Consider the following 19811-nt stretch of genomic DNA (forward strand, 5'->3'; position numbering starts at 1 on the left):
TCCCGGTCTGTTAGCCGTCTGTCCCTGGCCCATGCACATGCCCCTGGGTATGGTGCGTCCGCGCCGCCCCCAGACCCCCCTCGCCCGGAGGTATTTCCCGTGTTTGGCATGCCCTCATCACGGCCTCGCCGCAAGACCGCCCTCGCCACCGCCTTCGGCCTCACCGTCGCCGGCGCGGCCCTGTGGGCCGGCATCGGCGCCGCCCAGCCCGCGCACGCGGCGGGCTTGCCGGCCCCCGACCACGTCGTCGTCGTGGTCTTCGAGAACCACGCCTACAACCAGGTCATCGGCAGCTCCAGCGCCCCGTACATCAACTCCCTCAAGACCGGGGGAGCCAACCTCACCCAGTCGTACGGCATCACCCACCCCAGCCAGCCCAACTACCTCCAGCTGTTCTCGGGCTCCAACCAGAGCGTCACCGACGACAGCTGCTACACCCCCGGCTTCAGCTCCGCACCCAACCTCGCCTCCGAGCTCATCGCCGCGGGCAAGAGCTGGGGCAGCTACAACGAGACGCTCCCCAGCCAGGGCTCCACCACCTGCAGCAGCGGAAAGTACGCGCGGAAGCACAACCCCTGGTTCGCCTTCTCCAACGTGCCCACCAGCACGGCGAAGACGATGACCCAGTTCCCGACGGACTACACCACCCTCCCCAAGGTGTCCTTCGTCGTCCCGAACCTGTGCAGCGACATGCACGACTGCTCCGTCGGCACGGGCGACACCTGGCTCAAGAACAACCTCAAGGCCTACGCGGACTGGGCCAAGACCCACAACAGCCTGCTCGTCGTCACCTTCGACGAGGACAACCGGCTCTCCGGCAACAAGATCCCGACCGTGCTCTACGGCCAGCCCGTCACCCCGGGCAGTACGTCCGGCACCACCTACAACCACTACGACATGCTGCGCACCCTGGAAGGCCTGGCCGGCCTGACCACCCACGCCGGGAACGCGGCCACCGCTCAGGACATCACGGGGATCTGGGCTTCCTGACCATGTACGTTGCGGACAGTCGCGGAACCCCCGCGCCCGCCGTGACCCCCGAGCCGCAGGCCGCCGCCCCGGGCACCAGCCCGGGGCGGCGCGCCGCCCTCGCCCCCACGGTGCTCGCCCTCGGCACGGTCAGCCTGATCACCGACGTCTCCTCCGAGATGGTCACGGCCGTGCTCCCGCTCTACCTCGTCGCAGGCCTCGGCCTCTCCCCGCTCGGCTTCGGGCTGCTCGACGGGCTCTACAACGGCATCAGCGCCCTGGTCCGGCTCACCGGAGGCCACCTCGGCGACCGCTTCGGCCGCCACAAGGCCCTCGCCGGCCTCGGCTACGGCCTCTCGGCCCTGTGCAAGCCGCTGCTCCTGCTCGCCCACACCCTGCCCGCCATCGGTGCGGTACTCGCCCTCGACCGCACCGGCAAGGGCCTGCGCACCGCCCCGCGCGACGCGCTGATCTCCCTGGCCGCCGCCCCCGAGGACCGCGGCCGGGCCTTCGGTGTGCACCGCGCCATGGACACCGCCGGCGCCCTGATCGGTCCGCTCCTCGCCTTCCTGATCCTGCGCGGCGCCGCCGACGGCTACGACGCCGTCTTCACGGTCAGCGCCTGCGTCGCCGCCCTCGGCGTGCTCGTGCTCGTGCTCTTCGTCCCCGGCCGCCGCACCGAACCCGCCCCCGGCGCCGAGCCCGTCTCCCTGCGCGCGGCCCTCGGACTCCTGGGCCGCCGCGACCTGCGCCGGATCAGCCTGTGCGCGCTGCTGCTCGGGCTGTGCACCGTCAGCGACGCCTTCGTCTTCCTGCTGCTCCAGCACGCCACCGGGATCGCCGACCGCTGGTTCGCGCTGCTCCCGCTGGGCACAGCCGCCGCGTTCTTCCTGCTCGCACTGCCGCTCGGCCGGCTCGCGGACCGGATCGGCCGCTGGCGCGTCTTCCTCGGCGGCCACCTCGCACTGCTCCTCGCGTACGGCCTCCTGCTGGCCGGCGGGCGACCGCACGGGCAGGAAACAGTCCTGCCCTACGCCGTGCTCCTGCTGCACGGCGGCTTCTACGCCGCCACCGACGGCGTCCTGATGGCCGCGGCCGCCGGAGCCGTGCCCGAGGAGCACCGCGGCGGAGGCCTCGCCCTCGTCCAGACCGGCCAGGCCCTCGCCCGCTTCGCCGCCTCGCTGGGATTCGGCGCCGCCTGGACCGTCTGGGGCGCCCGCCCCGCCCTCGCGGCCGCAGCCGTGCTGCTGGCCGCCGCGGCCGCCGTGTGCGCCCTGCTGCGCCCCGCGGACGGGGAAACCGGCCGGGCGCGCGCAGCCGCCACCTGAGACGGCGCCGGCCGTCCGAAGTCCCCCACATCCCCGAAAGGCCCCCATGACCCTCCAACGCCGGATCCTGATCCTCGTCTGCGCCGCCGTCCTGCTCGCCGCGGTGGGGGTGCTCGCCGTCGTACGGGCCTCATCGCGGGCCGAGGAGAAGAACCAGCCCCAGACCGGCGGCCCGCAGACCAGCCGGGGCCAGGTGTCCCTCGCCCCGGGTGAGGGCAAGCGGCGGATCGTCTTCCGGAACATGGCGTGGGGCCCGCACCGCGATGAGCTCGCCACCGTCCCCGCCGATGCACCCCAGGGCCCCCGGACCACCTCCGGCGTGAGCTGCCTGCGCTTCCACGCGGCGGCCGGCACCGGGATCTGCCTCCAGGCCGACAAGGGCGGGGTCCAGGAGAGCTACCGGGCCGTCGTCCTCGACGCCCGTCTCCAAGAGGTCTCCGCGCACCCGCTGGCCGGCATCCCCACCCGTGCCCGGGTCTCGCCCGGCGGACACCTCGTCGCCTGGACGGTCTTCGTCGGCGGTGATTCGTACGCCGGGACGGACTTCTCCACCCGGACCTCGCTGCTCGACCTGCACACCGGCACGTTCGACGCCTCGCTGGAGGACTTCACGATCCGCAAGGACGGCAAGGCGTACCGCAACGCAGACGTCAACTTCTGGGGTGTGACCTTCGCCGCCGACGAGCGGACCTTCTACGCGACGCTCGCCACCGGCGGCCGGACCTACCTGGTCCGCGGTGACCTCGCCGAGCGCACCGTGACCACCCTCCGCGAGAACCTGGAGTGCCCGTCGCTGTCGCCCGACGGGACACGGCTGGTGTTCAAGAAGCGGGTGCCCGGCCTGTCGCCGGACGCTCCGTGGCGGCTGTACGTCCTGGACCTGGCCTCGATGCAGGAGACCCCGCTCGCCGAGGAGCGCAGCGTGGACGACCAGGTGGTGTGGACGGACGACAAGACCGTCGTCTACTCCCTGCCCGGCGACTTCGGCGCCGATCTCTACGCCCTGCCGGCCGACGGCAGCGGCGCTCCCGCCCCGCTGATGGCATCGGCCCTCGCCCCGGCCTTCCTCGGCTGACGCCGGGAGGAAGGACCGGGGCGGGGGCTGCGGGCCGGGCATGCGGCCGGAGGCAGGACCGTTACGCCGGGATCAGTGCCTTGCGCCGCCGCTTGCGCTGGGCCCCTGCGGCCAGCTTCAGCTCGATGATCGACCGCACGGCCGGCCACTCCTCGTCGAGGATCGAGTAGAAGGCGGTACTGCGCACGGCACCGTCGAGGCCCCGCGAATGGGCCCGGCGGACCCCCTCGCAGGTGAACCCGAGCCGCTCCATCGCCGCCCGCGAGCGCCCGTTGCGGGCGTCGGCGCGCAGTGAGATGCGGCGCACGCCCCAGGTCTCGAAGGCATGGCGGAGCATGAGCAGCTTCGCCTCGGTGTTGATGCCCGTTCCCTGGGCGCCTGGGGACAGCCAGGTATTGCCGATTTCGGCGGCGTCGGGGATCGCCGTGACCGGATCACCGAACGGGATGCCGGGCACGGCGGGCCACACCAGCGGCCCCTGCCAGTAGTCGAGTTCCAGGAACCGGGTCGAACCGACGACCCGGCCGTCGGTGGCTCTGACCACCGCGAAGGGGAGCGATCGACCCGCCGCCTGATCTGCGAGGGCGCGGTCGATGTACTCGTGGGACGCCTGCACCCCATGGGGTACGGGGGTGAAGGCGTAAGTCGTACGATCCTCGGCCCCGGCCACGGCCAAGGCCTCGGTGTGGTGGGGGGCGAGGGGCTCGAGCCGCACGGTGCGGCCGGCGAGGAGTACGGGTACGGGCACGGAGCCTTCGGTCCTTCTGGGCGGTGGGGTGGTTGCACAGTGTGCGCTCCTGACGTCGCCCCCCGTGCAAAACACGGGTGAAAGGCAACGGGCTGTCAGGTGAACGCGAGTGGCTCAATGTAGCCCCTAAATGTGCTCTCATGAACCCCCAAATTGGCAACGCCGCGGCCATGTTTTTCGATGACTTTGGTCCCCGGCCCGGAGCACCCGTAATCCTGATCCGCGGACATCCGTTCCACCGCACGGCCCGGGCCCCCCGGACGGCGGCCCCGACGGCCTTCGGCGGATGTGAAAAATACCTCTGACCTGCACGGATACCGGGAAGCCCGGGCGGCTCCGGGGAAGGCCCCGGCCGTCGGCCCCGCGGATGGCCACGGGCCCCTCCCCGACCGCCCGGACGTCGGACAGACGGTCGCCGCAGCCCATGTGAAAGAGCGGGTTCCGGGGCATCGCGCGGCGGAGCCGGGCGGACCCGTCCGAATGGCCCACTCGACCGGGGTCGGATTGGACCGGTCCGCCGGGCCACCCGACTGATCCAATGGACCGGTGACGCTACGTATCCTGCCCCCGCCGGGGCCGCCCCGCCGGCTGGCCGCCGCACAGCTGAGCAACTCCGTCGGAGACGGGGCCTACTACGTGTGTTCGGCCCTCTACTTCACCCGGGTGGCCGGTCTCTCACCCGCCCAGATCGGCCTCGGGCTGACGCTCGCGTGGGCGGTCGGCTCGGTCGCGGGCGTTCCGCTGGGGGCGCTCGCCGACCGGCGGGGCCCGCGCGGCACTGCGGTGCTGCTGGCGCTGGCCACCGCCGCCTCCGTGTCCTCGTTCCTCTTCATCCGCTCGTTCTGGGCCTTCCTGCCCGCCGTCGTCCTCTACGCCACCGCCCAGTGCGGGCTGGCGGCCGCCCGGCAGGCCCTGCTCGCGGCGCTGGTGGCCCCGCAGCAGCGGACGGGCGTGCTCGCCCACCTCCAGGCCGTGCTGAACGCCGGGCTGGCCCTCGGCGCGGCGCTCGGCGGGCTCGCCCTGAGTGCCGGCACGGAGCGGGCCTACCTCGCGGTGTTCGTGCTCGACGCGGTGAGCTTCCTGACCTGCGCCGCCGTACTGCTGCGGCTGCCCGCGGTGGCCCCGGTACCGCAGCGGGCGGCGGGGGAGCCGCGGCTGGCGGTGCTCCGCGACCGCCCGTACGCGCTGGTCACGCTGCTGAACGCGGTCCTGCTGCTGCGGATGCCGCTGCTGAGCCTCGCGATCCCGCTGTGGATCGTGGAGCGCACCAGCGCCCCGGGCTGGCTGGTGTCGGCGCTGTTCGTCCTCAACACCGCGGCCGTGATGCTGTTCCAGGTGCGCACGGCCCGTCCGGTGACCGATCTGGACAGCGCCCGGCGGGCGGTCCGGGTGTCCGGAGTGGTCATGGCCGCCTCGTGCGCGGTGTTCGCCCTCTCGGCGCTTCCCGGGTCGGGCCTGGCGGCCGCGGCCCTGCTCGTGGCGGGGGCGGCGCTCCAGGTGGACGCGGAGATGCGGCAGTCCGCCGGGTCCTGGCAGATCGGCTTCTCGTTGGCGCCGGCCGAGCGGATCGGCCAGTACCAGGGCTTCTTCGGCACCGGGGTGCCGATCGCGCGGACCCTGGGGCCACTGGTGCTGACCTCGCTGCTCCTGCTCTGGGGGATCCCCGGCTGGCTGCTGCTCGGCGCGGTTCTGCTGGCCGCCTCGTACGGGATGGGTCCGGCGGTCCGCCGGGCCGGGGCGGTTCGGGGCACCGGGCCCGCGGGGAATGCGGGGACCGCCGCGCCGGCTGCCCCGTACGAGATCGACTGCCAGGGGAGCCCGGCATGACCGGCGCCCTCACCCTCACCTTCAGCGGCGACTACGCGTACGGCCCCGACGAGTCCCGGCCAGCCTCGTTGCGCACGGCCGTGCCCGGGGCGGTCGCCCCCCTCGCCGTGATCCGCGAGTCCGCCGCCTGAGATCATCCGTGCATGGACTTCGTCAGGGAACTGGTCCGCTTCGCGGCCACGGGGCGGCTCGGCGCCTTCCACGTCGGCGCGCACCTGCACGACCTGGTCGCCGCGCACGGCGAGCCGGACTGCTCATGGCCCGTGGACCGGGGGCGGCGCTGGCCGCACGCCTTCCACCACGGGAGCCTGGAGAACGTCTACTGCCGGTGCCGGCTGCTGCACTCGATGAGCGTGGACACCTGGCGTGACGAGGTGGTGATCCCGGGCCCCTGCAAGGGGGAGCCGTACCGCGGACCGGTGCCCGTCACCGAGTCGCAGCTCACCGGGGCGCTCGCCGCCGCCGGGGTCGACCGGCGCACCGAGTGGTCCGAGCGGCTGCCCGAACAGCGGACCCTGTACGCGGAGCCCGTGCCGCGGACCCTCGTGGCCTTCGTCTTCGTGGCCCGCCTCCGGGACACGGAGCCGATGGCGCGGGACTGGCCGCTCCACACGGTCTCCTCGTACACCCTGGGCCACCGGGAGTGCCCGCCGACGGACCCCGCGCTGCCCGACGACGGATACGGAGCCTGAGGTGGAGGACGTACTGCGCCGACTGGCGGCCGTCGGGCCCTTCTTCAGCGTGCCGTGCGGGCAGGAACCGCCCGGGGACGGCTACCGGCCCCTGAACGAGCTGTACGGGGCGCGACTCGAACCGTACGTCGCCGAGGTGGGGCGGCGGATCGGGACCGGGCCGGGGCGGGTCGCGGCGTCGACCGCGCAGTTCGGGATCGCCTCGCGGCTGTGGTCGCTGGCGCTCGGCTGTGCCGCACTGGGCGGGCGGGTGCCGGACCTGGGAGCCGACCGGGTGTGGTGGCGGCTGCCCGCGGCGGGGTCGCTGGAGCTGTGGCTGCCCCGGCCCGGGCAGGGCGACCTGCCCGCCGGCGCGCTCGGGGAGACCGTGCTCGGCAACCTCGGGTCCCTTGACGCCCGGCTGCGGGAGCGGTATGGCGTCTCGCCCAAGGTGCTGCGCGGTAACACCGCGTCGGGGCTGGTCGGGGCGCTCCGGGTGCTGACCGACCGGGTCCCGGGCGGCCCGGCGGTGTCTCTCGTCGCGGAGCTGCTGGCCGAGGGCGGGGCGCTCGGCGGGACCGGCACCTTCATCCACGAGGAGGGCCTCGGGGTGGCGTTCGCACGGCGCAGCTGCTGCCTCTACTACCAGGTGCCCGGCGGCGGCCTCTGCGGCGACTGCGTGCTGCGGACCAGGTAGCCCGGCAGGGCCGTTCGCAGCAGCCGAGGGTGTGGCGGGCGCCGACCCACCGGGGCCGCCCCCTACGGTCCCTGCCATGACGCACGCCCGCACACCGCAGCCGGAGCCCCCGCCGGAGTCCCGGCCGCAGACCCCGCCCGGGCTGTCCCGTCGCTCCGCCCTCACCGCACTCGCCGCGGGCGCCGGGGTGCTCGCCGTCGGCGGGACCGCCGCCTGTGAGGCCGCCGTGCCCCGGGCGGGCGCGGCGGCCCCCGATCCCTCACCCGGAGCCATGAAGCTGTTCGCCGACCCCGGATTCGACTTCGCCGGGCTCCTCGCGCTCGGTGCGGCCGGCATGCGCGCCTCCGAGGTCGGCGAGGTGCTCACCGCCGTCAACGCCATCAACACCGCCGGCCTGTCCGCGCAGACCTTCACCGACACCTTCCGTTCCTGGGGTGACCGGCTCGCCGCGCCCCCGGCGGCCGGGCGGCCCGGCGGCGGAGCCCCCTCGCAGACCCGCCGGTTCCGCTCGCTGAGGGCCGCGCAGTACTACGCCCAGGCGCTGTTCTACGTCCTCGGCACCAGCAGCCCCGGCGACGAGGAGGCGCTCTACCTGGCCGGCCGCAAGGCCTGGGACACCTTCACCAGGCTCTGCTCCCCGCCCGCCGTCCAGGCGCAGGTCCCTTACGGGAAGACCCGCCTGCCGGTCTGGTTCTTCCGGCCCGACGGCCCGGACGAGCCCCGCCCCACCGTCATCCTGACCAACGGCAGCGACGGGCAGAACGTCGACATGTGGACGTACGGCGTCGCGGCCGCCCTCGGCCGGGGCTGGAACGCCCTCGTCTACGACGGACCGGGACAGGGCCGGCTGCTGTTCGTCGAGGAGATCCCCTTCACCACCCGGTGGGAGCAGGTGGTCACCCCACTCGTCGACTGGCTCGATGCCCGCGAAGACGTCGACAGCGGCCGGATCGCGATCACCGGCCTCAGCATGGGCGGCAACCTGGTCGCCCGCGCCGCCGCGTTCGAACGCCGGCTCGCGGCCGCGGTGTGCATGCCCGGCGCGCCCAGCCCCTGGCTGGGCTTCCCCAAGGAGATCCGCGACATCGTCACCGCGGACAAGGCGGAGACCAACCGGGTCTGGAACGAGGACGTCGTCCCCGGACTCACCCCGGAGCTCGCCTACACGGTCAGGAAGCGCTTCGAGATCTTCTCGAAGGAGGCCCTGCGCGAGGCGCGTGCCGGCCGGGTGTTCAAGGACCTCTGGACCCCGGCCCAGGTCGCCATCGGGCTGGACATCACGAAGGTCGTGCCGCGGATCAAGGCGCCGACGCTGGTCCTCGACTACGACTTCGAGCAGTTCTACCCCGGCCAGCCCCGGCAGATGTACGACCTGCTCCGCTCGAAGCGCGAGTACGTGAAACTGACGGAGGCCACCGGGGCGCAGTTGCACTGCTCCCCGATGGCCCCGCAGCAGCACTGCGACGTCGTCTTCGACTGGCTCGCCGACGTCCTGCAGCGTTAGTCCGGCAGCGTCAGAACGTGAGGTTCCAGGCGTCGATCTTTCCGGTGTCCGCGCTGGCGTTGTCGTTCACGCGGAGCTTCCAGACACCGTTGGCGACCTCGGAAGAGGCGTTGACGGTGAAGGTCTGGATGATGTTGTCGGTGCTGCCGCCGGCCCGGTTGCTCAGGGTGTAGACGGAGCCGTCCGGGGCCACCAGGTCGACCTTGAGGTCACCGATGTAGGTGTGCTTGATGTCCACGCCCACCTTGAGGGTGGCCGGCGCGTTGCCGGTCACTCCGCTGACGGTGATGGGGCTCTCGACGGTGGCGTTGTCGTTGATCGCGAAGTCGCCGAGGTTCTCGAAGTACTTCCCGGGCGGCGGGGTCGAGCCCACCGCCTTCAGCGCGTCGACCTGGCCCTCGCCGAAGAACGAGTTGTTGGCCGCGGTCCCGGTGCAGCGGTTGTCCGACGGGCAGGCGATGTCGTTGGCCTGGGTGGCCAGCTTGTCGCGCAGCTGCGCCGGGGTGATGCCGGGGTTGGTGCTGGCGAGCAGCGCCGCGACGCCCACGACGTGCGGAGTGGCCATCGAGGTGCCGCTCTTGGTGCCGTACTTGCCGCCCGGCAGGGTGGAGTAGACGTCGCTGCCCGGGGCCGCCACGTCGATGACGCCGGAGCCGAAGTTCGAGAACGAGGCCTTCGTCGTGCCCGTGCCGTTCGCCGCGACCGTGACCACGCCCGGGAGCTCGGTCGGGATGTCGAGGCAGGCGTTGGTGATGGTGCGGGTGACCGGCGTCGAGTCGTTCGGGCTCGCGGTGTCGGTCGTCTTGTGGGCGAGGTCGTAGTCCTCGTTGCCCGCCGCGGCGACCTGGAGGGAGCCCTTGCCCTCCGCGTACTCCTGGGCGCGCTTGACGCCCTCGATGATGGCGGCCTGGTCGATGTTGTCCGGGCAGTTGAACTGCCACGGGTCCGTGTAGTAGCTGTTGTTGGTGACCTTGAAGCCGTGGTCGCCGGCCCACACGAAGCCGCAGATGGTGTTCTCGGCGAAGAAGAACGCGTTGCCCGGCTCGGCGACGCGGACCGCGGCGATCTTCACGCCCGGGGCCACGCCGACGACGCCCTTGCCGTTCTTGGCGGCCGCGATGGTGCCCGCGACGTGGGTGCCGTGGGTGTCCACGTCCCGCCAGGCGCCCGCACGGGTGTCGGGCTTGCCGTAGGCGCAGGAGACGGAGTCGGCCGCGTTGAAGTTCGGCGCCAGGTCCTGGTGCTGGTCGTCCACACCGGTGTCCAGGATGCCGACCTTGACGGAGGCGGAGCCGGTGGTGACGGCCCAGGCCTGGTCGGCCTTGATCTGGCTCATGTCGGCGCGGACGGGCTCGCCGGCCGGGGTCGTCGACTGCGCCGGGTTGGCAGGCAGCGCCGGGTTGTAGGCGTCGGCGGGAACGTCCGAGGTACGGGTGGCCCCGACCTGCTGGACCCCGCTGACCCCGCGCATCGTCGTGGCGAAGCCGGCGGAGGCGGAGTGGGCGACGATCACGCCGATGGCGTCGAAGTTCGAGAAGACGGTGCCGCCGTTGGCGGCGATGGCCGAACGCACCGCGGAGCTGTCACCGGGGGCGGTGATCACGAGGTAGGCACGCGTGCCGGCAACCCAGGTCGCACTCTGGGAAGACGGCGCGGCGGCCTTGGCGGCCGGGGCCTTGGCGACCGGGGCGGGGGCCCCGGACGACGGGACGGGGGCGGTGCCGGCGAGCGCGGCGGGGGCCCCGAAGGCGAGTGCGGCGCCGAGCGTGGCGGCCAGCACGAGGGTGCGTCGAGGTCGGCTGGATATGTGGGGTATCAATGCGTCCTCCGAAAGACGGCCCGGTGGTGCTGGTGGCACCTACCGGGCCGTACGAAACGAGTGGTGGACGCAAGATGTCAGACACGTGCCCCGGTATGGAAGTACCTTTTACCGCACGACACTTCGCCGCCCCATGGCCGAAAATCGACCATGGGGCGGCGTACGGGCCGACCGGGCTGGGCACCGTGGGGGCGAGCCCTGCCCGGCCGGCCCGTGACGGGCGGGCCGGCTATGCCGGCACGCCCTCCCTGACGCCGTCCGGCGACTGCACCGGCACGGTGAGGGGCTCCGTGCCGTGGTCGTCGTCGACCAGCGTGGTCTCGTCGAACTCCAGTCGCCCTGCCAGGACTTCACCGGCGCGTTCGCGGTCGAACTCCTTGGTCCAGGTGCCGATCAGCACCGTCGCCACGGCGTTGCCCGCGAAGTTCGTCAGCGCCCGGGCCTCGCTCATGAAGCGGTCGATGCCCACGATCAGCCCGACGCCGTCGACGAGTTCCGGGCGGTGCGACTGGAGCCCTCCGGCCAGCGTCGCGAGCCCGGCGCCGGTCACGCCGGCGGCGCCCTTCGAGGCCACGATCATGAACAGCAGCAGCGAGATCTGCTCGCCGAGGGCGAGCGGCTTGCCCGTCGCCTCCGCGATGAACAGCGAGGACATCGTGAGGTAGATCGCGGTCCCGTCCAGGTTGAACGAGTAGCCCGTCGGCACCGTGATCCCGACCACGGGCTTGGAGACGCCCAGGTGCTCCATCTTCGCGATCAGCCGGGGCAGTGCCGACTCCGAGGAGGAGGTGGAGAGGATCAGCAGGAACTCGCGGCCGAGGTAGCGCAGCAGTGAGAACACGTTGAGCCCGGTGCACACCCTCAGCAGGGTGCCGAGGACGACGAACACGAACAGCAGGCAGGTCGTGTAGAAGCCGATCATGATGACGGCGAGCGACTTCAAGGCGTCGATCCCGGTCGCGCCGACCACCGCCGCGATCGCGCCGAACGCGCCCACCGGCGCCGCCCACATGATCATCGCCAGTACCCGGAAGACCAGCTTCTGCACGTGTCCGATCCCGCGCAGCAGCGGCTCGCCCGTCGGCCCCATGGCCTGGAGCGCGAACCCGCACAGCAGCGCCACGAGCAGCGTCTGGAGCACCTGGCCGCCGGTGAACGCGGAGACCAGGGTGGTCGGGATGATCCCCAGCAGGAACTCGGGCGTGCTCTGCGCCCCGCCCGCCTTTGCCTGCGCCTCTCCCGCGTGCTTGGCGGCCTCCGTCAGGTGCAGTCCGCTGCCCGGCTCCAGCAGGTTCCCGACGAGGAGTCCGATGGCCAGCGCCACAGTGGACATGATCATGAAATAGCCGAGGGCGAGGCCGCCCACGGCGCCGACCTTCGCGGCCTTGCGCACCGACCCGATGCCCAGAACGATGGTGCAGAAGATCACGGGCGAGATCATCATCTTGATGAGGTTCACGAAGCCGGTGCCCAGCGGCTTGAGTTCCACGGCCGTGCCGGGTGCGGCGAAGCCGACGGCGATGCCGAGGATCACCGCGGCGATCACCGCGATGTAGAGATAATGGGTCTTGTCGCGTCTGGCGGCCACGTCGCCTCCTGGTGGTGAATACGTCCCGGGAGGACCATCGCCCGACGCTGTGACCCCGGTCACCGTTGCGTTCATTGAGTTCACGTCCGGGTGCACACTGAACGCCATGCCCCGGTTCCTTCGGCCGCCGCGCAGTCTCGCCGGCCAGCTCTTCGCCATGCAGGTGCTGCTGGTCGCCGTGGTCGTGGCCGGCTGCGCGGTCTTCGCATACGCCACCGCCCGCGGGCAGGCCGAGGAGGCAGCCCGGCGCCAGGCGGGGGCCGTCGCGCGCGCGGTCGCCGACTCCCCGTCCGTCCACGAGACCGTACGCGGGGCCGGGCGCGGCGACCCCTCGGCCGCGCTCCAGCCCTACGCCGAGCGGGTCCGGGTCGACTCCGGCGTGGACTTCGTGACGATCATGGCCCCGGACGGGCGGCGCTGGACCCACCCCGACCCCCGCCGCATCGGCGAGCCCTACATGGGCAACACCGCCCGCGCCCTGCGCGGCGAGACCTTCAGCGAGACCTACACCGGCACCCTCGGACCCTCCATCCGCGTCGTCACCCCGCTCATGGACGGCGGCCGGGTGATCGGCATGGTCAGCGCCGGCATCACCGTCCGCGCGATCAGCGCCCGGCTCGCCCGGCAGCTCTCCGTCCTCGCCTGGGTCGCGGTCGGCGCGCTCGCCCTCGGCGGAGCCGGCACGTACGTCGTCAACGCCCGCCTGCGCCGGCACACCCACGGGATGAACGCCGCCGAACTCAGCCGGATGTACGACTACCACCAGGCCGCCCTGCACGGAGTCCGCGAGGGCCTGCTGATGCTCGACGGTCAGCGCCGGATCACCCTGATCAACGACGCCGGACGCGAACTGCTCGGCCTCCGGGGGGACATCAGGGGCACCGGCGCCGCCGACCTCGGGCTGCCCGCCCCGCTCACCGGAGCCCTGCTCGCCGACCGGCCCCGGGTGGACGAGGTGCACCTGACCGCGGACCGGGTGCTGGTCCTCAACAGCTCGCCCGTCGCCGGCGGCGGCCGCCGCGGCACCGTGGTCACCCTGCGCGACCACACCGAACTCCAGTCGCTGACCGGCGAGCTGGACCAGGAGCGCGGGTTCACCGAGGCGCTGCGCTCCCAGGCACACGAGGCGGCCAACCGGCTGCACACCGTGGTCTCCCTCATCGAACTCGGCCGCGCGGACGAGGCGGTGGAGTTCGCCACCGCCGAACTGGAGCTGGCCCAGGCCCTCACCGACGAGGTGGTCACCGGCGTCGGAGAACCCGTCCTCGTGGCGCTGCTGCTCGGCAAGGCCGCCCAGGCACACGAGCGGGGCGTCGCACTGGTCGTCACCCCCGACAGCCGCGCCGTCGACGGCCGGACCGGCAGTCTCCCGGCCCGGGACCTCGTCACCGTGCTCGGCAACCTGCTCGACAACGCCGTCGACGCCCTCACCGGTGTCCCCGGGGCCCGGATCGCCGTCACCGTCCGGCCCGAGGAGGACGGGCTGCTGCTCCGCGTCACCGACAACGGCCCGGGGCTGCCCACCGGAGCCGCCACCGATGTGTTCCTGCGCGGCTGGTCGGGCAAGGGAGAGGGGCGCGGCCTCGGCCTCGCCCTGGTCCGGCAGGTGGCCCACCGGCACGGCGGCAGCGCGGTGGCCGCCGAAGTGCCGGGCGGGGGAGCCGAGTTCACCGTACGACTGCCCATGCGAAGGGAGCCGACCCCATGAGCGGGGCACGTGAGGCACATGAGGCACGCGAGGCGCCCGGGGTGCGCGTGCTGGTCATCGAGGACGATCCGGTCGCCGCCGACGCGCACGCGCTGTACGTCGGCCGGGTGCCCGGGTTCACCGCCGTCGGCGCCGTCCACTCGCTCGCCGAGGCCACCCGCGTCCTGGAGCGGACCCGGGTCGACCTGCTGCTGCTCGACCTCACCCTGCCCGACGGCCACGGGCTGCGCTTCGCGCGCCGGCTGCGGGCGTCCGGGCATCCGGTGGACGTGATCGTGGTGACCTCGGCGCGGGATCTGGCCGTGGTCCGCGAGAGCGTCTCGCTCGGGGTGGTCCAGTACGTGCTCAAGCCCTTCGCCTTCCCGACGCTGCGCGAACGGCTGCTGCGCTACGCCGAGTTCCGGGCCACGGCGGGGGAGGCGGCCGGCCAGGACGACGTGGACCGGGCGCTCGCGGCCCTGCGTGCCCCCGGCCCCGCCGAGCTCCCGAAAGGGCTGAGCGCGCCGACTCTGGACCGGGTCGGCGCGCTGCTGCGGGCGGCGTCCGAGGGGCTGACCGCCGCGGGGGCGGCGGAGGCGGCCGGGATCTCGCGGATCACGGCCCGCCGCTACCTGGAGCACCTGGTGGACACCGGGCGGGCGGACCGCACCCCCCGGTACGGCCAGGTCGGCCGCCCCGAGCTGCACTACCGCTGGCTGGCGGCGGCCGGGACCGGTTCCGTGTCGAAGGTGTAGAACTTGCGGTGGTCCAGCAGGTCGGCCGGGGTCACGTCGTTCCACGGCCGCAGGGTGTCGTGCAGGTCGACGACGTTCGCGGTGCCGGCGGCCGGCAGGTACGTGGACTTCGGGTTGCGGGCCTGCCACTGCGACCACAGCTTGTCGATGTAGGCGTGGTGCATCCAGAACACCGGGTCGTTGGGGGAGACCCCGGTGGCCATCTGGCCGCCGACCCAGACGTGCACCCGGTTGTGCAGGTTGGCGCCGCGCCAGCCCTCCAGGTGGTTGCGGAAGCCGTTCGAGGAGCTGTTCCACGGGGCCATGTCGTACACCGGCATGGCGAGGACGGCGTCCACCTCGGCCTTGGTCGGCAGCTCGGCCACGCCCGAGCCGAGCGCGCGCCGCAGGTAGGCGCGCCCGTCCACCCGGACGTTCACGTTGAACTTCCCGGTGGCGTACGCGAACGGCCCGTCCATGACCTGCCCGTCGCGGTCCCGACCGGTGCCGCCGAGGAAGTCCGCCGCCCACAGGGAGGAGCGGGAGGTGCGGTCCGCGGTCCAGTCCCAGTACGGGAGTGCAACCTTCGCGTCCACTTTCTGCAGCTCGGCCTCGAACTCCAGCAGGAAGCGGCGGTGCCAGGGGAGGAAGGAGGGGGAGCGGTGGCCGACCCGGTCGCCGGAATCGGTGTCGCTCATGATGAAGCCGTTGTGCGTGGTGACGAACCGGTCGTAGACGCCCGTCCGCTTCAGTTCGAGCAGCGCGTTCGTGAAGGCCCGCTTCTCCTCAGGGGTGAGGGCGGCCTGGTTCTTGCGGACCGTCATGCCGTGCCTCCCATGGGTGCGAACGGGGCGAGGACGGCGCCCTGGAGCTCGCGCACGGCGGCGCGGGCGAGCGACGCCGGATCGGCGAAGGTCTCGTAGTGGTTGACCACGCTGATCCAGGTGCCGTCGGCGTTGCGCATGACGTGCAGTTCGCGGCCGTCTATCCGGACGGTGGGCAGACCGTCGTGGCCGCCCCCGTGGTGGCCCCCGTGGTGGCCGCCCCCGCTCTCGCCCGGGGTGATCTGGATGCGGCGGCCCTGGTACACCTCGTCGACCGTGCCGGGGGGTATGGCGGCGCGGGAGTCGGTGGCGGCTGCGTGCGCGGTGGCGCCGGCTATGCCGAGGGCGGTGAGTGCGCCGGCGGTGGTGCCGAGGGCTTGCCGGCGGGTGATCTTGTTCATGTGGCGAAGAAGTATCAGTACGGCGAGGGCCGTTGACCGCTATCCGGACATCAGTGGATAAGTTGCCGATAGAACCACTTGGCCGTTCTTCCTGTCCGGACCGGCTCCGGCGGCCCGGACGGAAAGATCTCCGGATAAAAGTCTATTCAACAGTAATTTATCCGGCTGTGCAGGGGCCCTATGAGGGGCATCACACCGTGGAGTCGGCCGGAAGCTCTCGGTGGCGACGTCTGAATCCTCCATCAAGGCGAGTGAAGCCGCATTTGCTGCGGTTGGGCACTTATAGTCCGGATATGGCTCTTCATGAGACGAAGGACGTACACGCCGGTGACGCAGACGCGGACGTGTTCACGTCCGCACTGAGCGGCCAGGTCCTCCCCAAGTACCGGATGCCCGACGACCACTCGCCCACCGAGGTGGTCTACGAGCTGCTCAGCAACGAGCTCCTCCTCGACGGCAACGCGGCCCAGAACCTGGCCACCTTCTGCACCACCTGGTCCGACGACGGCGTGCACCGCCTGATGAACCAGTGCCTCGACAAGAACATGATCGACAAGGACGAGTACCCGCAGACCGCCGAGATCGAGGCCCGCTGCGTCAACATCCTGGCCGACCTGTGGAATGCACCGGCCGGCGGCGCGGCCACCGGCTGCTCCACCACCGGATCCAGCGAGGCCGCCATGCTCGGCGGCCTCGCCCTCAAATGGCGGTGGCGCACCCGCCGCCAGGCCCAGGGCCTCCCCGTCGACCGGCCCAACCTGGTGTGCGGGCCGGTCCAGATCTGCTGGGAGAAGTTCGCCCGCTACTTCGACGTCGAACTGCGCCAGATCCCGGTCGAGGCCGACGCCACCGGCCTGCGGGCCCATCAACTCGCGGAGTACGTCGACGAGAACACCATCGGCGTCGTCGCCATCCTCGGCGTCACCTACACCTGCGACTACGAGCCCGTCGCCGAGATCGCCGCCGCGCTCGACCGGATCCAGGCCGAACAGGGCTGGGACGTCCCGATCCACGTGGACGGGGCCAGCGGCGGCTTCATCGCGCCCTTCCTCCACCAGGACGTCGTGTGGGACTTCCGGCTGCCGCGCGTCGCCTCCGTCAACACCTCCGGGCACAAGTACGGTCTCGCGCCCCTCGGCGTCGGCTGGATCGTGTGGCGCACCGCCGACCTGCTGCCCGCGGAGCTCGTCTTCGACGTGGACTACCTCGGCGGCGACATGCCGACCTTCGCCCTCAACTTCTCCCGCCCCGGCGGCGAGGTCATCGCCCAGTACTACCTGTTCCTGCGGCTCGGCCGCGGCGGCTACCAGCGCGTCCAGCAGGCCTGCGTCGACACCGCCCAGTACCTGGCCGGGGAGATCGCCGGCATGGGCCCCTTCACCCTCCTCTACGACGGCCGCGGGGGCCTCCCCGCCGTCTCCTACCGGCTCACCGACCAGGCCGCGGCCGGCTTCAGCCTCTACGACCTCTCCGACCGGCTGCGGATGCGCGGCTGGCAGGTGCCCTCGTACCCGCTGCCGGCCGACCGTGACGACACGGTCATCCAGCGCGTGCTGATCCGGCACGGCGTGACGCGCGACCAGATCGCCCTGCTCGTCGCAGACATGCGCCACGCGGTGGAGCACCTCACCACCACACCCCCGCCGGTCCCGGCCGCCGCACCGCGCTCCGGGTTCCATCACTAGGCGGCGGTGTACCCCTTGGGGAGGGCCGCCGGGCGGTTGCGGCTGCCGCCGCGGGTCCACATCGCGCGCGCCGGGATCGCGTACCGCCGCGACATGCGGAACGCGGTCAGCGGGCTGCTGCTGACGGACTCCTTGTACGCCACGGCGGCCCGCCCCGTCAGGTACCAGCGGCGCGGGGTGTCGTCGCCGTGGGTGAACTGGACGACCGCGTCCCGGCGGCCGAGGCTCACCGGCTGGTGGACGTAGCCGAACCGGAAGGGGCCGGGCTCGCGGCCGGCCAGACGCAGCGCGATGGCGTCCGCGGTGTACACGGCCGTGGGGATGCCGCTCTGGCACGTGCCGTGCACGACCCCGTACGACTGGCTGACGGCTGCGGCGTCCCCCACCGCGTAGACCGACGGATGGGAGACCGAGCGCAGGGTGGCGTCGGTGACGATCCGGCCCCGTCCGTCGGTGGTCAGGCCGGCGTCGGCGGCCAGCGCGGGCACCCGTACGCCGGTGGTCCACACGACGGCGTCGGCGCGGACCCGCTCGCCGCCGGTCAGCTCCACACCGTCCGGCAGGACCCCGGCGATCTCCGCGCCGGTGCGCACCCGGACGCCGAGCCGATCCAGCGCCCGATGCAGGTAGCCGCGGGCCCGATCGCCGAGCATGGGCGCGGGGGCCCCGCGGCTGAGCAGTTCGACCCGCAGCCCCGGCCAGGACTCGGCGAGCTCGGCGGCCGCCTCCACCCCGGTGAGCCCGCCGCCGCACACCGCGACCGTGCCGCCGGCCGCGGCGATCGCCGGGAGCCTTCCCGCCAGGTCGAGGGCCGCCGAGGCGTCGTCGAACGTGTACGCGTGGGTGTCGGCGCCGGGCACGGTGCGGGTGTCGCAGACGCTGCCGATCGCGTGGACCAGCGTGTCGTACTCCAGCACCCGGCTGCCGTCGGCGGTCTCGACCGCGACCTCGCGCAGGTCCGTGCGGATCCCGCTCGCCCGGCCCTGGACGAAGGTGATGCCGGTGCCGGCGAGCAGGTCCTCGATCCGGTGGTCGGCCAGCCGCTGCCCCGTGGCGAGCTGGTGCAGCCGCAGCCGCTCGGTGAACCGGTCGGCGGGGTTGACCAGGGTGACCCGGCCGCCGCCGCGGCGGATGCGGTGGGCCGTACGGATCGCGGCCGTCAGGCCCGCGTACCCGGCGCCGAGGACCAGTACGCGGTGGTTCGAGGGGGTGTCCATGTCGCGACCTCCGGGAGAGGATCCGCCGGGGGCCTTGCCGCCCCGGCATGTCACCCCACGGACGAGACGGCACGGCCACGGCGTGACGCGGGCCGGCTGTGACCCCCGTCACGCTGGGCTCAGGCGGGCTGCACCCCCGTCAGCTTCTCCGGGTTCGTGATCAGGTGAATGGCGTCCACGGCCCCGTCCACCAGGTGCAGCACCAGGACGCTGACCGGCGTCCCGGCCGAGTACGCGACGATGGCGGGACCGCCGTTGACGTCGACCAGCTCCGTGGTCAGCTGCTCCGGCAGACGCCGGGCGAACGTGGCGAACGCCCGCGCGACCGTCTCCGCGCCGTGGATGGTCTTGCGCGGCGCGGGCGCCAGGCCGCCGCCGTCGCTGACCAGGGTGACGCCCGGTGCCAGCACCTCCAGCATCGACGCGAGGTCGCCGCCGGCGCTGGCCTCCAGGAAGCGCAGCGTCACCCGGCGGCGTACCGCCGGGTCCGTGTCGTAGCGGGTACGCCGGTCCTCCACGTGCGCCCGGGCCCGGCGGGCGGTCTGCCGCACGGCCGCCTCGTCGCGGCCGACGATGTCGCCGATCTCCGCGTACGCGTACCCGAACGCCTCCCGCAGGACGAACACGGCCCGCTCCAGCGGCGACAGCGACTCCAGGATCAGCAGCATCGCAGTGGACACGGTGTCCGCCAGGGCCACGTCATCCGCGACGTCCGGGCCGGTCAGGAGCGGCTCGGGCAGCCACGGCCCCACGTACGACTCCCGGCGGGCCTGGGCGCTGCGCAGCCGGTCGATCGCCAGCCGGGTGGTCACCCGGACCAGGTACCCCTCGGCGTCGGCCACCTCCAGCGCGTCCACCCGGCTCCAGCGCAGCCAGGCCTCCTGGACGACGTCCTCGGCATCCGCGGCCCGGCCCAGGACGCGGTACGCCACCGCCTGGAGCAGGCCCCGGTGCTCGTGGAAGGCACGATGCGCCTCGCTCTCGACCGTCTCCACCACAGCCACCCCGTATCCGTGTTCGTGTCCGCTCCGCGCACC

The 19811-nt window shown here is 72.8% G+C and carries 18 protein-coding genes; 11 read left to right on the plus strand and 7 right to left on the minus strand.

What is annotated here, in order from left to right:
• Positions 1-108: 108 nt before the first annotated feature.
• The 3 genes from ABTY04_RS12450 to ABTY04_RS12460 are packed head-to-tail and all read left to right on the plus strand — an operon-like array spanning position 109 to position 3372.
• Positions 109-990 (plus strand): alkaline phosphatase family protein, encoded by an 882-nt coding sequence (locus ABTY04_RS12450; RefSeq protein WP_352213314.1) that lies wholly within the window; start codon positions 109-111, stop codon positions 988-990.
• 2 nt (positions 991-992) lie between these two features.
• Entirely contained in the window at positions 993-2297 is a 1305-nt protein-coding gene (locus ABTY04_RS12455; protein WP_352213315.1) for an MFS transporter, read from the plus strand.
• A 46-nt stretch (positions 2298-2343) separates the two neighbouring features.
• Positions 2344-3372, plus strand: a complete 1029-nt coding sequence (locus ABTY04_RS12460) for a TolB family protein (protein WP_352213316.1) — start codon at positions 2344-2346, stop codon at positions 3370-3372.
• Between the two features lie 61 nt (positions 3373-3433).
• Here the strand turns inward: ABTY04_RS12460 and ABTY04_RS12465 are convergent, their stop codons facing one another.
• Positions 3434-4120, minus strand: coding sequence for a GNAT family N-acetyltransferase (locus ABTY04_RS12465; protein WP_352213317.1), 687 nt, complete (start codon positions 4118-4120; stop codon positions 3434-3436).
• Between the two features lie 546 nt (positions 4121-4666).
• Here ABTY04_RS12465 and ABTY04_RS12470 point away from each other — a divergent pair.
• The 5 genes from ABTY04_RS12470 (at position 4667) to ABTY04_RS12490 (ending at position 8819) form a co-directional block, all read left to right on the plus strand.
• On the plus strand, positions 4667-5947 hold the full coding sequence (locus ABTY04_RS12470) for an MFS transporter (RefSeq protein WP_352213318.1): 1281 nt from the start codon (positions 4667-4669) through the stop codon (positions 5945-5947).
• Complete coding sequence (locus tag ABTY04_RS12475) at positions 5944-6078, plus strand: hypothetical protein (RefSeq protein WP_352213319.1); 135 nt, start codon at positions 5944-5946, stop codon at positions 6076-6078. The genes ABTY04_RS12470 and ABTY04_RS12475 overlap by 4 nt, the downstream gene beginning before the upstream one ends.
• Before the next feature lie 12 nt (positions 6079-6090).
• Complete coding sequence (locus ABTY04_RS12480) at positions 6091-6639, plus strand: hypothetical protein (RefSeq protein ID WP_352213320.1); 549 nt, start codon at positions 6091-6093, stop codon at positions 6637-6639.
• Position 6640: 1 nt separating this feature from the next.
• The gene (locus tag ABTY04_RS12485) at positions 6641-7315 is read left to right on the plus strand and encodes a (2Fe-2S)-binding protein (RefSeq protein ID WP_352213321.1); all 675 of its coding nucleotides are present in this window, start codon (positions 6641-6643) and stop codon (positions 7313-7315) included.
• Positions 7316-7391: 76 nt separating this feature from the next.
• A complete protein-coding gene (locus ABTY04_RS12490; protein WP_352213322.1) occupies positions 7392-8819 on the plus strand; it encodes an alpha/beta hydrolase family protein in 1428 nt (475 codons plus the stop codon).
• Between the two features lie 10 nt (positions 8820-8829).
• Here the strand turns inward: ABTY04_RS12490 and ABTY04_RS12495 are convergent, their stop codons facing one another.
• On the minus strand, positions 8830-10599 hold the full coding sequence (locus ABTY04_RS12495; protein ID WP_352213423.1) for a S8 family peptidase: 1770 nt from the start codon (positions 10597-10599) through the stop codon (positions 8830-8832).
• A 268-nt stretch (positions 10600-10867) separates the two neighbouring features.
• Positions 10868-12226 (minus strand): cation:dicarboxylate symporter family transporter, encoded by a 1359-nt coding sequence (locus ABTY04_RS12500; protein ID WP_352213323.1) that lies wholly within the window; start codon positions 12224-12226, stop codon positions 10868-10870.
• Between the two features lie 106 nt (positions 12227-12332).
• On the opposite strand from ABTY04_RS12500, the gene ABTY04_RS12505 reads away from it, so the two are divergent.
• Positions 12333-13934 (plus strand): sensor histidine kinase, encoded by a 1602-nt coding sequence (locus tag ABTY04_RS12505; RefSeq protein ID WP_352213324.1) that lies wholly within the window; start codon positions 12333-12335, stop codon positions 13932-13934.
• The gene (locus tag ABTY04_RS12510; protein ID WP_352213325.1) at positions 13931-14668 is read left to right on the plus strand and encodes a response regulator; all 738 of its coding nucleotides are present in this window, start codon (positions 13931-13933) and stop codon (positions 14666-14668) included. The genes ABTY04_RS12505 and ABTY04_RS12510 overlap by 4 nt, the downstream gene beginning before the upstream one ends.
• Here the strand turns inward: ABTY04_RS12510 and melC2 are convergent.
• Complete coding sequence (gene melC2 / locus ABTY04_RS12515) at positions 14620-15471, minus strand: tyrosinase MelC2 (RefSeq protein ID WP_352213326.1); 852 nt, start codon at positions 15469-15471, stop codon at positions 14620-14622. The two genes, ABTY04_RS12510 and melC2, sit on opposite strands and share 49 nt — an antisense overlap.
• Positions 15468-15872, minus strand: coding sequence for an apotyrosinase chaperone MelC1 (gene melC1 / locus ABTY04_RS12520; RefSeq protein ID WP_352213327.1), 405 nt, complete (start codon positions 15870-15872; stop codon positions 15468-15470). The genes melC2 and melC1 overlap by 4 nt, the downstream gene beginning before the upstream one ends.
• A gap of 293 nt (positions 15873-16165) precedes the next feature.
• Between melC1 and gad the strand changes: the two genes are divergently transcribed.
• Positions 16166-17557: a glutamate decarboxylase gene (gene gad, locus ABTY04_RS12525; RefSeq protein WP_352213328.1), complete on the plus strand. Its 1392-nt coding sequence runs from the start codon at positions 16166-16168 to the stop codon at positions 17555-17557.
• On the opposite strand, the gene ABTY04_RS12530 is transcribed toward gad, so the two are convergent.
• Both ABTY04_RS12530 and sigJ read right to left on the minus strand, forming a co-directional pair.
• Positions 17554-18774, minus strand: coding sequence for an NAD(P)/FAD-dependent oxidoreductase (locus tag ABTY04_RS12530; RefSeq protein WP_352213329.1), 1221 nt, complete (start codon positions 18772-18774; stop codon positions 17554-17556). The two genes, gad and ABTY04_RS12530, sit on opposite strands and share 4 nt — an antisense overlap.
• A gap of 119 nt (positions 18775-18893) precedes the next feature.
• On the minus strand, positions 18894-19778 hold the full coding sequence (gene sigJ / locus ABTY04_RS12535; RefSeq protein WP_352213330.1) for an RNA polymerase sigma factor SigJ: 885 nt from the start codon (positions 19776-19778) through the stop codon (positions 18894-18896).
• Between the last annotated feature and the right edge of the window lie 33 nt (positions 19779-19811).

It is taken from the genome of Streptomyces sp. NPDC097981, from assembly GCF_040302565.1.
Taxonomy (GTDB): domain Bacteria; phylum Actinomycetota; class Actinomycetes; order Streptomycetales; family Streptomycetaceae; genus Streptomyces.